Origin of the sequence: Rhodococcus sp. AH-ZY2 (assembly GCF_030916465.1) — a bacterium.
Classification (GTDB): domain Bacteria; phylum Actinomycetota; class Actinomycetes; order Mycobacteriales; family Mycobacteriaceae; genus Rhodococcus; species Rhodococcus ruber.
Genome location: NZ_CP126458.1, coordinates 1,337,913 through 1,351,986 on the forward strand (window position 1 = coordinate 1,337,913; position 14,074 = coordinate 1,351,986).

The 14,074-nt window shown below is 71.8% G+C and carries 11 protein-coding genes; 7 read left to right on the forward strand and 4 right to left on the reverse strand.

Annotated elements, in window-relative coordinates:
* Positions 1–6: 6 nt before the first annotated feature.
* Positions 7–2,094 (reverse strand): elongation factor G-like protein EF-G2, encoded by a 2,088-nt coding sequence (locus QNA09_RS07230; protein ID WP_119699619.1) that lies wholly within the window; start codon positions 2,092–2,094, stop codon positions 7–9.
* 149 nt (positions 2,095–2,243) lie between these two features.
* On the opposite strand from QNA09_RS07230, the gene QNA09_RS07235 reads away from it, so the two are divergent.
* The 3 genes from QNA09_RS07235 to QNA09_RS07245 all read left to right on the forward strand — a co-directional run bounded on the left by QNA09_RS07235 (position 2,244) and on the right by QNA09_RS07245 (position 5,394).
* On the forward strand, positions 2,244–3,317 hold the full coding sequence (locus tag QNA09_RS07235) for an alpha/beta hydrolase family protein (RefSeq protein ID WP_010595789.1): 1,074 nt from the start codon (positions 2,244–2,246) through the stop codon (positions 3,315–3,317).
* A gap of 96 nt (positions 3,318–3,413) precedes the next feature.
* Entirely contained in the window at positions 3,414–4,838 is a 1,425-nt protein-coding gene (locus QNA09_RS07240; protein ID WP_010595790.1) for an aldehyde dehydrogenase family protein, read from the forward strand.
* Between the two features lie 88 nt (positions 4,839–4,926).
* A complete protein-coding gene (locus tag QNA09_RS07245; protein ID WP_010595791.1) occupies positions 4,927–5,394 on the forward strand; it encodes a hypothetical protein in 468 nt (155 codons plus the stop codon).
* A 74-nt stretch (positions 5,395–5,468) separates the two neighbouring features.
* On the opposite strand, the gene QNA09_RS07250 is transcribed toward QNA09_RS07245, so the two are convergent.
* Positions 5,469–5,765: a chorismate mutase gene (locus tag QNA09_RS07250; protein ID WP_010595792.1), complete on the reverse strand. Its 297-nt coding sequence runs from the start codon at positions 5,763–5,765 to the stop codon at positions 5,469–5,471.
* 412 nt (positions 5,766–6,177) lie between these two features.
* On the opposite strand from QNA09_RS07250, the gene QNA09_RS07255 reads away from it, so the two are divergent.
* Both QNA09_RS07255 and QNA09_RS07260 read left to right on the forward strand, forming a co-directional pair.
* A complete protein-coding gene (locus QNA09_RS07255; RefSeq protein ID WP_010595793.1) occupies positions 6,178–6,990 on the forward strand; it encodes a hypothetical protein in 813 nt (270 codons plus the stop codon).
* A 114-nt stretch (positions 6,991–7,104) separates the two neighbouring features.
* Positions 7,105–8,289, forward strand: coding sequence for a thiolase family protein (locus QNA09_RS07260; RefSeq protein WP_017680402.1), 1,185 nt, complete (start codon positions 7,105–7,107; stop codon positions 8,287–8,289).
* A gap of 63 nt (positions 8,290–8,352) precedes the next feature.
* Here QNA09_RS07260 and QNA09_RS07265 read toward each other — a convergent pair whose 3' ends face one another.
* Both QNA09_RS07265 and QNA09_RS07270 read right to left on the reverse strand, forming a co-directional pair.
* On the reverse strand, positions 8,353–9,909 hold the full coding sequence (locus QNA09_RS07265) for a long-chain-fatty-acid--CoA ligase (RefSeq protein WP_064066415.1): 1,557 nt from the start codon (positions 9,907–9,909) through the stop codon (positions 8,353–8,355).
* Between the two features lie 113 nt (positions 9,910–10,022).
* Positions 10,023–11,297: a hypothetical protein gene (locus QNA09_RS07270; protein ID WP_119699620.1), complete on the reverse strand. Its 1,275-nt coding sequence runs from the start codon at positions 11,295–11,297 to the stop codon at positions 10,023–10,025.
* A gap of 493 nt (positions 11,298–11,790) precedes the next feature.
* On the opposite strand from QNA09_RS07270, the gene QNA09_RS07275 reads away from it, so the two are divergent.
* Positions 11,791–12,285 (forward strand): MarR family winged helix-turn-helix transcriptional regulator, encoded by a 495-nt coding sequence (locus tag QNA09_RS07275; RefSeq protein WP_010595798.1) that lies wholly within the window; start codon positions 11,791–11,793, stop codon positions 12,283–12,285.
* Positions 12,278–14,068 (forward strand): long-chain fatty acid--CoA ligase, encoded by a 1,791-nt coding sequence (locus QNA09_RS07280; RefSeq protein WP_119699621.1) that lies wholly within the window; start codon positions 12,278–12,280, stop codon positions 14,066–14,068. The genes QNA09_RS07275 and QNA09_RS07280 overlap by 8 nt, the downstream gene beginning before the upstream one ends.
* Positions 14,069–14,074 lie beyond the last annotated feature (6 nt).

A 14,074-nucleotide genomic window follows, 5' to 3' on the forward strand; every position in this document is an offset into this window, starting at 1 on the left:
GGGAGGCTACCGGTTTCCGTTGCGGGACTTGCCGTTCGACGTGGACTCGCGCTGCCCGCCGGTGAACTGTGCCGCCGCCGCGGCCGGCATGGGCTCGTAGCGCAGGTGCATTCGGGAGAACTCCGCGGTGCCCTGCGTGAGCGACCGCAGATCCACCGGGTAGCGGGCGAGTTCGAGTTCGGGGACCTCCGCGCGCAGCAGAGTGCGGCCCGGCTCGGCGCTCTCGGTGCCCAGGACCCGGCCACGCCGGGCGGACAGGTCACCGAGGACGGCGCCGAGGTACTCCTCGGGCAGGATCACCCGCACCGCGGAGACGGGTTCGAGCAGCGTGACCTCGGTGTGCGTGGCGGCGTCCCGCAACGCCAGCCCGGCCGCGGTCTGGAACGCGGCGTCGGAGGAGTCCACCGAGTGCGCCTTGCCGTCGACGAGGGTGACGCGGACGTCGATGAGCGGGTTCCCGGTGGCCACCCCCTTGGTGGCCTGCGCCCGCACGCCCTTCTCCACGGACGGGAAGAACTGCCTGGGCACGGCGCCGCCGACGACGCGTTCGGCGAATTCGATGCCGCCGCCCAGGGGCAACGGTTCGACCTCGACGTCGCACACCGCGTACTGGCCGTGGCCGCCGGACTGTTTGACGAGCCGGCCGTGGCCCTTGGCCGGGGTTGCGAACGTCTCGCGCAGCGCCACCCGGTAGGGGACGGCGTCGACGTGGACGCCGTGGCGGGTGCGGAGCCGGTCGAGGACGACCTCGGCGTGGGCCTCGCCCGTGCACCACAGCACCAGCTGGTGGGTGTCGGGGTTCTGTTCGAGGCGCAGGGCCGGATCCTCGGCGGTCAGCCGGGCGAGGGCCTGGGAGAGCTTGTCGTCGTCGCTGCGGGTGTGGGCCTCGACGGCCACCGGCAGCAGCGGCTCGGGTAGCGGCCAGCGGTCCAGGAGGGTCGACGCCCCCGTGTCGGAGAGGGTGTCGCCGGGCTGGGCGGTGAGCAGCTTGGCGATGCAGACCAGGTCGCCGGCGACGGCCTCGGGCACCGGGCGCTGTTGCCGGCCGAACGGGCTGGTGAGGGTCGCGACGCGTTCGGTGGTGTCGTCGCCGGCGGCTCCGGCCAGCCGGATCGTCGTGTCGGGCCGCAGGGTTCCGGAATACACCCGCACGAGGCTGATGCGTCCGACGTAGGCGTCCCCGGCCACGCGGATCACCTGCGCCGCCAGCGGTGCCTCGGGGTCGGCGGCGGGGGCGGGCGGGCGACGGTGGGTGGGGTCGGGGAAGGCCATCGCGAGGAGGTCGAGGAGCTCGGCGGCGCCCACCCCGTAGTCGGTGGTGGCGAGCGCGGGATGCAGTGCGCAGTCGACGATCTCGTGCCGCAGCCCCTCGTCGAGGGATTCGGTGTCGAGGGCTTCGCCCGCGAGGTAGCGCTCCATGAGGGTGTCGTCCTGGCCGGAGATCGCCTCGACGAGGCTCTCGCGTGCGGCGCCGGTGTCCGGCACGGCGGCAGGATTGCCGTAGCCGCGGCCGGTGAGCAGATCGATCGAGCCGCAGGGGCGGCCGCCGTCGAAGACCGGCACGTAGACCGGGCGCAGGGTGTCCGGGCCGAGGTCGAACGCGTCGTGGCACGCGGTGAGCATGTCGTCGAAGCCGGTGCGGGCGACGTCGAGCTTGGAGACGACGATGGCGCGGGGGATCGCGGTCTCGGCGCACTCGCGCCACAGGGTGCGGGTGGCGGCGGAGATGGGATCGGTTGCGGAGACCACGAATACGGCCGCGTCGGCGGCGTGCAGTCCCGCGCGGACCTCGGCGTCGAAGTCCGGGTGCCCGGGGGTGTCGATGATGTTGATCTTCACCCCGTTCCACGCGAGCGGTAGCACGGCCAGCTGCACCGAGCGACGGTGCTGCTGTTCGATCGCCTCGTAGTCGGAGACTGTGGTGCCGTCGGCGGTCCGGCCGGCCCGGCCCACGGCGCCGGCGGCCAGCGCGAGGGATTCGGCGAGGGTGGTCTTGCCGACCCCGCTGCAGCCGACGAGGACGACGTTGCGGAGCTGTGCGGGGCGCTCGACGGCGGGCGCCCGTTCGGTGCGTGCGGCAGAGCGGTCGGGCATCGGCGACTCCTCCCGTGGCCTGTGCCAAAAGTGTAGGAGGCGCCTCCGTCGCCGTGGCGTCTTTCGGGCACGCCGACGATCCGGAAAGGCACCACGAAGCCCGCGCGTCGGCTACTCTCAACCTGAACTTGAGGTTTAGGGAGGTCCTCGTGGTGGTTGCCCGGCGTCCGGCACTCGTCCGCCTGCTCACGACCGGTACGGCCCTCGCCGCCGTGACCGTGCTGGGTGCGGGAGCCGCCGTCGCGGCACCCGGCACCGGGTCGAACTCCGGCTCCTCGGTGCCGGCCGCCTTCCAGGAGGACCCCGGCCCGCTGCCCGAGCTGCGTGACATCGAGACCGCGGCCATCGTGGGGGAGACCCCGATCGCCGAACGCGCGGTGCGGCTGACGGTCGCGAGCCCCGCCCTGCGCCGCGACGTGGGCGTCGAGGTCCTGCTCCCCGCCGACAACTCCGTCCCGCGTCCCACCCTGTTCCTGCTCGACGGGGTCAGCGCCCGCAACCACACGAGCGGCTGGATGAACATCGGCGGCGCGCCCGCCTTCTTCGCCGACAAGAACGTCAACGTCGTCATGCCCAACGGTGGGCGCGGCAGCCTCTACAGCGACTGGCTGCAGTCCGACCCCAAGCTCGGGCTCAACAAGTGGGAGACCTTCCTCACCCAGGAACTGCCGCCGCTGCTCGCCGCGCGGCTGAACAGCAACGGGGTCAACGCGATCGCCGGGAACTCGATGGGTGGGCAGGCGGCGATGATGCTCGCCCACCGCCACCCCGAGCTGTACCGGGGCGTCGCCGCGTTCAGCGGCTGCTACTCGACCGTCGACCTGCTCGGCAGCGCCGTCGTGCAGACCAGCACCTCGTCGCAGGGCGGCGACGCCGTGAACATGTGGGGGCCGCCCGGCAGCCGGGAGTGGGCCGAGCACGACACCGTCGCGCACGCCGAGAACCTCGCCGGCAAGGAGCTGTACCTGTCCGCCGCGACCGGCGTGCCGGGACCCCACGAGACACCCGACACCCCGGACCTCGCACGCACCCTCGTCCTCGGCGGCATCCTCGAGGCCGGCTCGCGGATGTGCACCCAGCGGCTCGAGGAGCGCCTCGGGGCCCTGAAGATCCCCGTCACCGTCACCTACGAACCCGTCGGGGTGCACGCGTGGGGCTACTGGCGCGACCAGCTGCCCAAGGCGTGGCCGACGCTCCAGCGCGCCCTCGAGACCCGGCCCTGACCCGCCGCGGCGGGCCGGACCGGCTTCCCGCTGCGCGTCGGACCCGCGTCGTACGCTGCCTGTGAAGCACATCACTCAGGGGAGAAGGACCGACACATGAACAACGTGCTCGATCGCACGAAGATCTACATCGGCGGCGAATGGGTGGACTCCGACGGCACCGGCCGGATCGACGTGATCGCCCCGGCCACCGAGGACGTCATCGCCGTCGTCGCCGAAGGCACCGCGCAGGACGTCGACCGGGCCGTCCGCGCCGCGCGTGCGGCGTTCCCGGCGTGGTCGGCGCTCAGCGGCGCCGAACGGGGCGCCCACCTCGGCAAGGTCGCGGCCCTCATGGCCGAGCGCATCGACGAGCTCGCCGAACTGGTCTCGCGCGACATGGGCATGCCGGTGGCGCTGGCCAAGCCGGTCCAGATCGGCATGCCGCTGAAGAACATCACCCGCTACGCCGAACTCGCCGCGACCTACGACTTCGACGCCGGGGAGGTGGGCAACGCCCTCATCGTCCGGGAACCCATCGGCGTCGTCGGTGCCATCACCCCGTGGAACTACCCGCTGCACCAGGTGGTCCTGAAGGTCTTCGCGGCCCTCGCGGGCGGCTGCACCGTCGTGCTCAAGCCGACCGAGGTGGCGCCCCTGATCACCTACGCGCTCGTCGACCTCTGCGACGAGGCCGGGCTGCCGCCCGGCGTGTTCAACCTCGTCAGCGGATACGGTCCCGTCGTGGGGGAGGCCATCGCCGCGCATCCCGACGTGGACATGGTGTCGTTCACCGGCTCCACCCGCGCGGGCAAGCGCGTCGCCGTCGTCGCCGCGGAGACGGTGAAGAAGGTCGCGCTCGAACTCGGCGGCAAGTCTGCCAACGTCATCCTCGACGACGCCGACCTGACCCGCGCCGTCACCGACGGCGTCGCCCAGTGCTTCCTGAACTCCGGGCAGACCTGCTCGGCCCTGACCCGCATGCTCGTCCCCGCCGAGCGGATGAACGAGGTGGCGGCCCTCGCCGAACAGGTCGCGCGCGCCTACACCGTCGGCGATCCCGCCGCGGCGACCACCCGCCTCGGGCCGCTGGTCAACGCCAACCAGTTCAAGCGGGTGCGGTCCTACATCGACAAGGGCATCGAGGAGGGCGCCGAGCTGGTCCTCGACGGCCGCGAAACCGGCCTCGGCACCGGCTACTTCGTCGGACCGACCGTGTTCGCGAACGTGACCGAGGACATGACGATCGCGCGCGAGGAGATCTTCGGGCCGGTGCTGTCGATCATCGGATACCGCGACGAGGACGACGCCGTGCGCATCGCCAACGACAGCGACTACGGGCTCTCCGGCGGCGTCTGGTCCGCCGACCGCGCCCGGGCCGAGCGAGTCGCTCGGCAGCTGCGCACCGGGCAGGTCTACCTCAACGGCGGCGCCTTCAACACGGACGCACCGTTCGGCGGCTACAAGCACTCCGGTGTCGGCCGCGAGGCAGGCGTCTTCGGCCTCGAAGAATTCCTGGAGGTCAAGGCACTGCTGCGGTGAGAGGTCCGTCACGTTCGGGCCTCGCCGAACGATAGACGGGGAGACGGCATCGGTTTCCCCGGGCCGGAATGCACGGAGGGAGCGGACGATGTACATCATGCCGCCGGAGCCCAGTGGCGGGTCCACGGGCGACCCGAGTGGTCGTGGTCTGCGCGAGGTGCTCGAAGGCCGGCTCCCGGACCTCGCCGCGTGCGCTCGGCTGCTGTCCGTCGGCTCCGAGCGGGCGGCTCCGATCCTGGACCGGGCGCTGGCACGGGCGGTCGCGACCTGGCGCGGCCCGATCGGTCCCGAACTGTGCGCGTACGCCGTGTCGTGGTTCGTGTACCTGTTGCACGCGGAGGGCCGGGCGCCCCGGCGTGCGGAGGGCTGCGGTGACGACGCCGTGCTGTTCTCGACGTTGCCGCCGATCGAGCAGATCGCCCTCGTGCTCGGCGAGTTCGAGGAGCTGCCGCCGGCGGGCATCGCCGCCGTCGCGGGCCGCGCGCTCGCCGAGTTCGAGCTCGAGGCATCTCGGCCCGCTTCGGTGCGGGAGGGTCTGCTGCACGCGAGGCACTGAACGTTCGTGTTCCGGCAGTGCCGACGACGCGGCCCCCGCACCGATCGGTGCGGGGGCCGCGGAAGTCGTCAGGTCTAGGACAGGCGGGTGCGTCCGAGGCGGAGCAGCGTCATCGCCAGGGTCTTGCCGTCGGCGCCGAGTTCGGCGAAACGGTCGAGGACTCGCATCTCGAGGTTCTGGGCCTGCCGAGCAGTCCCGGACTCCTTCGCAGCGATGCCCGCCCGGCGCGACAGCTCGCTGCGGCGCTCGATCGCCTCGAGAATCTGCGCGTCGAGCTCCCCGATCTCGTCGAACAGTCGACCGAGGTCTTCCTGGGTCGAAACCACCTCGCGGGCGGACTCGAAGCCAGGCGAATCAAGCTGGACAGTCATGCAGATTCCTCCGGTCTCGTCTGGATCGTCGATGATTGTGTCGTTCCCGTCGGCGCCAGTGTTACTCATCCGTAGACAAGATTTTCGTGTCCCGCCGCCCGGGATCGACGGCCACGAGATGAACACCTCTTGAACTGGGCTTTATGTCCGTCCTGGGGCGTATGTGGCAATGGTCACACCGCGGCGTGCGGGCCCGGATCCGGCCCCCGGGCGTAGGGTCGAAGGTCCCTTCGGCGGGCGACCGCGGTCGCGGTGCGTGTCGTGCGCCACGATCGGTGAGCCCTGCGGTAGCGTTCCCCACCTACCGGCAACCGGTCGGGGCGGCGGGGTCCCCGGCGCTTCCGGAAGGGGAACGCAGTGGGACGGGTGTTTCGTGCACGGCACCGATGAAGACGAGTCCGCCTCCGCGCGAATGATCCGCCCGGAGGAGTGGCCGCCTCCCAAGGTCAATACCCGGGTCGCCGCCGCGATAGTCCTGGCGGGTGTCGTGATCCTCGTCTCCCTCTGGCGGGCTTGGGATGCCGGTCACGCGGGGGCCTGGGCGGTGATGCGGTTCTTCCTCATCCTGTCCGGCCTGATGGCCCTCACCGCGCTCTTCGGATACGTGTTCTGGCGGCCACGGCGCGGCGACCCGGAGATCCGTCTCGTCGAGGCGTGGGGCCGCGGGGCCACCGAGATCCGCGCATCCGGCCCGGTCTTCCATCTGATGGGCGCCATGACGACGAGTGCGGCGTTGCTCTCCCTCGGCGCTGCCGTCGAGATCGTGCTGTTCGCCCCCGGCGTTCCGTGGGTGAGTGTGCTCCTCGCGGCATTCGGGCTGCCGTGCGCGGCGTTCGTCGTGGAGGTGCTGCGCGGCGGGATCCGCCGGGGGGCGCTACTGCTGACACCGGACGGGATCCGGCAGCGCGGCTGGACCATCGAGTCGTATCTGCCGTGGGTGTCGGTGGCCGGGGTGCATGCCGTCCACCACGGCTTCCCCGAGATCTGGGTGCTGGGCACGCCGGCCGCGGCCTGGGCGCGACGACGGACCAGCCGGCTGTTCCGCCTGGACCGGTTGCCTCCCGAACCGGTGATCGAGATCGACTCCCGCAAGTTCGACTGCGACCCGGTGCTGCTGTTCCGGGTGCTCGAGTTCTATGCGAGCAATCCGCAGGCCCGCACGGAACTCGGGTCGGCCGCGGCGACCGAGCGCGTGCATCGGCACGACCTCGGCGATCCCACCTGACAGTGCCCGCCTTGCGTCGCAGTGCCACCCGACTGTGTTGCGGCTCACTGCTCCGGTATCGTCGACCGCAAGATATGGCACTCGGTGCCGCTCCTGCGAGAGATGGGACGTGAGATGAGCACAGCGGAACGGATCGTCGTCGTCGACGGCGCGCGCACCCCGGTCGGCAGCTTCGGCGGCGCGTTCGCCGGCGTGCCGGCCCACGAACTCGGCGCGACCGCCGCGAAGGCGGCCCTCGAGCGTGCCGGCGTGGCGGCCGAGGACATCGACGAGGTCGTCATGGGCTGCATCGGGCAGGTCGGACCCGACGCCTACAACGCCCGCCGCGTCGCCCTCGCGGCCGGACTGCCCGTCTCGACCCCCGCGTACACCGTCAACCGGCTGTGCGGCTCGGGCCTGCAGGCGATCTGGTCGGCGGCGATGCAGATGCGCTGGGGCGGGGTCGATCTGGCCCTGGCCGGCGGCGACGAGAACATGTCCCGCATGCCGTTCTACGACTTCGGCGCCCGCTCCGGCTACAAGCTCGGCGATCGCACCCTCGTCGACGGCACCGTCGGCATGCTCACCGACCCGTTCCACGGCATCCACATGGGTGTCACCGCCGAGAACGTCGCCCGCGAGTACGGCATCGACCGCGTCGCGCAGGACGAGTTCGCCGCCGAGTCGCAGCGCCGCGCCGCCACCGACGCCGCCCGCGCCGCGTTCGCCGAGGAGATCACCCCCGTCGAGATCGGCGGCCGCAAGCCCACCGTCGTCACCACCGACGAGCATCCCAAGCCCGACACCACCGTCGAGACCCTGGCGACGCTGCGCCCGGCCTTCGTCAAGGACGGCACCGTCACCGCCGGCAACGCCTCGGGCATCAACGACGGCGCCGGCGTCGTCGTGCTCGCCCGCGAGTCCGTCGCGGTCGAGCGGGGCCTGGGCGGGCTCGCGGTGCTCGAGTCCGTCGCCACCGCCGCCCTCGAGCCGGAGCTGATGGGCTACGCGCCGGTGCTGGCCCTGCAGAAGCTGTTCGAGCAGACCGGCACCACCCCGGCGGACATCGACACGATCGAGCTGAACGAGGCGTTCGCGTCGCAGGCCGTCGCGGTGATCCGGGACGCCAAGCTCGACCCGGCCCGCACCAACCCGTACGGCGGGGCGATCGCCCTCGGCCACCCGGTGGGTGCGACCGGCGGCATCCTGACTCTGCGGGTGGCCAAGGACCTGGTGCGCCGCGACCTCGAGCTCGGCATCGTCACCATGTGCATCGGCGGCGGCCAGGCCCTGGCCGCCCTGATCCGCCGCATCCGCTGAGCCGGGCCGCTCCGCGGCCGGTGCGTCCTTTGGGCTGCTGCAGCCGCCCAAAGGACGCACCGCTCAGATGGTGCGTTCGTGCCCGGCCCAGTACGGGGCGCGCAGGGAGCGCTTGAGGATCTTGCCGGTGGGGTTGCGCGGGAGCATGTCGACGATGTCGATGCTCGACGGGCACTTGAAGTGCGCGAGGTGCCGGCGGGTGTAGTCGACGAGTTCCTGCTCGTCGGCCTTCTGATCCGGGGCGAGGACCACCACCGCCTTGACCGTCTCACCCCACTTCTCGTCCGGGACGCCGATGACGGCGACCTCGGCCACGGCCGGATGCTCGACGAGGACCCGCTCGACCTCCGGGCAGTACACGTTCTCGCCGCCGGTGATGATCATGTCCTTGAGGCGGTCCTCGATGAACACGAACCCGCCGTCGTCGACCCGGCCCATGTCGCCGCTGCGCAACCACCCGTCGGGGGTGATCGTCTCGGCCGTCGCGTCGGGCCGGTTCCAGTAGCCGGGTGTGGTCTGCGCCGAGCGCCACCACAATTCGCCGATCCCGCCCGGCGCCACGTCCTCGAGCGTGGCCGGATCGACGACGCGCATCTCCACCCCGGGGATCGGGGTGCCCGCCGACGCCATCCGCCGTTCCTGTGCCGGGTCGCGGTGCACGTCCGGCAGCAGCGCGGTGATCACCCCGGCGAGTTCGGTCATGCCGTACACCTGGACGAACTCGGTGTCCGGCCACGCGGCGAGCGCGCCCCGCAGCAGCGGCAGCGGCATCGGCGCGGCGCCGTAGGTGATGCGCTTGAGCCGCGCGAACGCCCCGATCGCCCGTTCGCCGGCGGCGAGGACGGCCGCGATCACGGGGGGCACCAGGAACGCGATGTTCGCTCCCGCCGCCAGACCCCCGAACAGGGAGGGCGCATCCGCCTCACGGGTGAACACGCAGCGGCGGCCGTCGTGGATACCCATGACGGCGTAGCAGGTGCCGCCCACATGGAACAGCGGCATCGCCACGAGCAGGCAGTCGCCGTCGGTGAACGGCAGCACGGCGAGCACGTCCTCGGCATGGGCGAACAGGTTGCGGTGCGTCAGCTGGACGCCCTTGGGCCGGCCGGTGGTGCCGGAGCTGTAGAGCAGCAGCGCGGTGGTCTCCGCCGCGACGTCGGGCAGGGTCGCCGGAGCGGCGGCCGCGAGCCACGGTTCGAACTCGTCGTTCTCCCCGCCGACGACGACGATCTTCTCCACGGAGGACAACCGCGACCGCAGCGACGCGATCTCCTGCGCGAACTCCGCTCCCACGAACAGGATCCGCGCCCGCGAGTCGTTGATCACGTAGTCGAGTTCGTCCCCGGCGAGCCGGAAGTTCGGGATCGCGTTGGCCGCGCCGAGCGCGGACGCGGCGTAGGTGACCTCGAGGCAGGCGAGGTTGTTCTTGTCGACGAACGCGACGGTGTCGGCCGGCCCGATCCCCTCCGCGGCGAGAGCACCGGTGAGGTGGAGCAGCCGCTCGTGCCATTGCGCCCACGTGTGGGTGCGGTCGAGGTACTGCACCGCGACCTCGTCCGGCTTGGTCTGCGCCCAGTGCGCGACGCGGTCGAGGATGACGGACGGAGCGGGGACGGACATGCGGGGGCCTCCTGGAAGAACAGCTGCCCGCCCTGTGGCGGGTGTCACACAGGTTATTGCCGGGGCGGCGCGGCGTCTCGGAATCGGGCGTATCGCCGCGGACCCCAGCGGCCTCACTGTCCGGGCAGGCAGGCCGCGACTCCGCCGGCCTCGAAGGTGGAGGTCTCGCAGTAGGCCCCTCGGGGGTAGTAGGGCCCCATCGTGGCGGCCGGATCGCCGCCCTGCGCGGACTGCACCGACTGCGGCAGGAACTCGTCGGACGGGAGCATGTTCCGGTAGAGCAGGGTCTTCTTCGGGACCTCGGTCGAGCCCCACGGCAGGACCGTCACCGTCGGATCGGCCGTGGCGCGGGCGGGCACGTCCTCGGGCGCGGCGACGACGTAGGTGAACCAGCCCTCCGCGTCGACGGCCGTCTCGAAGTCGGCTGCGCACGCGACGACCGGGTACGGGGTGACCTGGTCGTTCTGGCACATCGACCAGTACCGCACCTGACGGCCCGGTGTGGTGACCGGTTCGCCGGCGCGGGTGTCGGGGAACGTGGGGGCCTTGCCCCGCACGACGGCGATGCGGCCCGGCTGGTAGGTCAGGACGGTGCCGATGTACTTGTTGTCGCCGTTGGGAAACAAACCGGACGTGGTGGCGGGGCTGACGAACGTGGTCTCGGGAACGTCACCGGGGAAGGCGCCCGAGGCGGCGCTCTCGACGATGCGGTCGACGGCCGCCTCGGCGGCGCGCTCGACCGGTCCGCTGCCGTAGTCGGCGGGGTCGAACTCGGCGGTGCACGTGGGTACCGGCACGGCGCGCCCGCCCTGGTGCAGGGTCACGTCCGGCAGGGGAACCCCGCCGGACGCGGAGGCCGGGTCGTCGGGCACGTACACCCGGATGATGAGGAATCCGACCGGTGCGGTGGGCGACCCGGTGGGGAGCGCGGCGATCTCGTTGCGGGCGGGGTCGGCCGGACCGGTGACGACGGTCGCGCTCCAGCGCCGCGCCGACGGGGGCAGCGCCTCGGCAGCCGCGTCCGCGAACGGATTGCCGCTGCCCGGGTCGGGTGCGATCTGCGCGTCGCGCAGGGTGTCGACGGTGTCGAAGTTCGTTCCGTAGGTGTTGAGCGAGAAGTACCGCGCCGCCGGATACGTGCCGTGCAGTTCGATGCTGTCGCCGGGGGTCAGCGCGTACGGCAGCACCCAGTAGGTGGCGGCGGCGTCGGGGAACGCGATGTCCAGCACGGTCGCATCGGACCGGAACTGCCACGCGCAGGACCCGACGGGTTGCTGCGCCGCAGTGACCGTCGGCATCGCCAGGGCGTGCGCTGCCGCGAGCACGCCGACGAGCACGGTGGTCAGGCGACGGCCGCGCCCGGCCGTCGACGGAGCGCGTACGGCCATGGGAACTCCTCACGCGAGGGAGAGTCCTGTCGCATCATCTGTACCCGACCCGGGCCGGCCGCACCGGCGGTTCGGGCGAATCCGCGGTCGGTGGTGCGGCCGGGGCCGGCTGGGACCCCCGGTGGTTCCGCACCGCTCGCGCGGCCGCGGAGGGCGGCATGTCGGCGGGCTCATCGTCGGCGGGATCCACACCCGGGCCGTCGCCCGGCGCCCGAGCGTGGCGGCCGCCTACGGGTGCCGGCGCGTCGTCGCCGGACGGGTCTGCGCGAGGTGCGCTTCCGGCGTCCGAGGCGTCCCGGCGACGCCCTGAGCGGCACCGATGCGATTGACGACGTGCGTCTCGACGACCGCGGCCGGGGCCTGGTGCCGGCGACGGTGCGGCTCGTCGACGGCGCCGGCGACAGGGTGCTCGATCGGGGCGTCGAGTCGAATGTGCGGCGCCGCGGGTAGAGGCGATTGGGGTGTCGAGCGGCACAGGGCTTACAGTTGCGTCGTGCAACACAAACGGGAGGTTGCGGCGCAGTCCGCAGCGACCGGTGTATCCGAGGTCTACGACGAGTTCGTGTACCTGGTTCGCCATCTCACAGCGGGGGAGCGCGCCCACGACGACGTGCTGTCCCTGGCGCAGCATTCGATGCTCGGCTTCATCGACCGCAACCCGGGCTGCCGAGCCACCGACATCTCGGATGCGTTCAGCGTGAATCGGTCCACCGTCTCCCGTCAACTGCGCAGCTGCATCGACGCCGGCTGGGTCCACGCCGAGGCCGGACCCACCCGGCTCGGCCATCCCCTCCGGCTCACCGACCGGGGCCGCGAGATCCTCGCCCGCACCGTCGCCGGACGCCACGACGAGATCCGCGCGGCGCTGACCGGCTGGGACCGGGACGACATCGACCGGTTCGTCGACATGCTGCGCCGATTCCGCCAGGGAGTGGAACACCGGTCCACTGCCCACCCCGACCACAACGAGGGAGACGCTCGTGCGTGAGTACACCACCCCCGCCCAGTTCACCGTCGGCGACGACGAATCGGTCGTCCGCACGGTCTTCACGCACGCGGAGAAGACGCCGCACCGCGTGATGTACTCCCGCCCCGAGGGCGAGGACTGGGTCGCCGTCACCGCCCGGCAGTTCGCCGAGCAGGTCTCGGGGGTCGCCAAGGGCCTCATCGCGGCGGGCGTGCAGCCCGGCGACCGGGTCGCCCTGCTCTCGGCCACCCGCTACGAGTGGGCGCTGTTCGACTACGCCATCTGGGCCGCCGGCGCCGCCACCGTGCCGATCTACGACTCCTCGTCCACCGAGCAGATCCGCTGGATCCTGCAGGATTCCGAGGCCGGCATCGCCGTCGTCGAGACCGCACGCCACGAAGCGCTGTTCGTCGACATGCCGGACACGTTGCGCCGCACCCTGCGGATCGACGGCGGTGCGGTGGAGACGATGATCGCCGAGGGCGCCGGCGTCGACGACGCGACCCTGCAGGCCCGCCTCGACGGCATCCGCGCCGACGACCTCGCCTCGCTCGTGTACACCTCGGGCACCACCGGCCGGCCCAAGGGCTGCATGCTCACCCACCGCAACTTCTACAGCGAGGTCCGCGGCATCCTCACCGCGTCGATCGGTGAGGTCGCCAAGCCGGGCAGCCGGGTCCTGACCTTCCTGCCGCTCGCGCACGTGCTGGCCCGGGCCGTGTCGCTGGCCGTCTTCGAAGGTGGTGCGGCGCAGGCGCACTGGTCGGACTTCGGCACCATCTCCGCCCAGTTCGAGCGGTACGCCCCGAACACGATCCTCGGCGTGCCGCGCGTCTTCGAGAAGGTGCGCGACGCGGCGGCCCGCAAGGCCGCGGCCGGCGGCCGGTTCAACGCGGCGATCTTCGCGTTCGCCGAGGAGACCGCCATTGCCTACAGCGAGTCGCTCGACCGGGGCGGTCCGTCGTTCGCGCTCAAGGCCAAGCGCAACATGGCCGACAAGCTCGTCTACACCAAGCTGCGGCAGGCGATGGGCGGCGAGTGCTGGTTCGCGATCTCCGGTGGCGGCGCCCTGAGCCCCCGCCTCGGCCACTTCTTCCGCGGCGTCGGCGTCCCGATCTACGAGGGCTACGGCCTGACCGAGAGCACCGCCGCGCACAGCGTGAACGTCCCCGGCGCCCAGAAGATCGGCACCGTCGGACAACCGATGGGCGGCAACAGCACCCGCATCGCCGACGACGGCGAGATCGAGCTGCGCGGCGGGGTCGTGTTCCAGGGCTACTGGCGCAACGAGAAGGCCACCGCCGAGGCCTTCCACGACGGCTGGTTCCGCACCGGCGACCTCGGCGAGATCGACGAGGACGGCTACGTGAGCATCACCGGCCGCAAGAAGGACCTCATCATCACCGCCGGCGGCAAGAACGTCTCCCCGGGTCCGCTCGAGGACCGGATGCGCTCGCACACGCTCGTCTCGCAGGCCGTCGTCATCGGCGACGGGCGCAGCTACATCACCGCGCTGCTCACCGTCGACCCCGAGGTGCTCGACAACTGGAAGGCCGAGAACGGAAAGCCCCCCACGGCCACCATCGCCGACCTGCGCCGCGACCCGGCCCTGCACGACGCGCTGCAGTCCATCGTCGACGACGCCAACTCCATGGTCTCGCACGCCGAGGCCATCAAGAAGTTCGTCGTCCTCGACCGGGACCTCACCGAGGAGACCGGTGAGCTGACGCCGACGCTGAAGATCAAGCGCAACGTCGTGACCGAGCGGTTCGCCGCCGACATCGAGAGCATGTACGCGAAGTGACGCTCG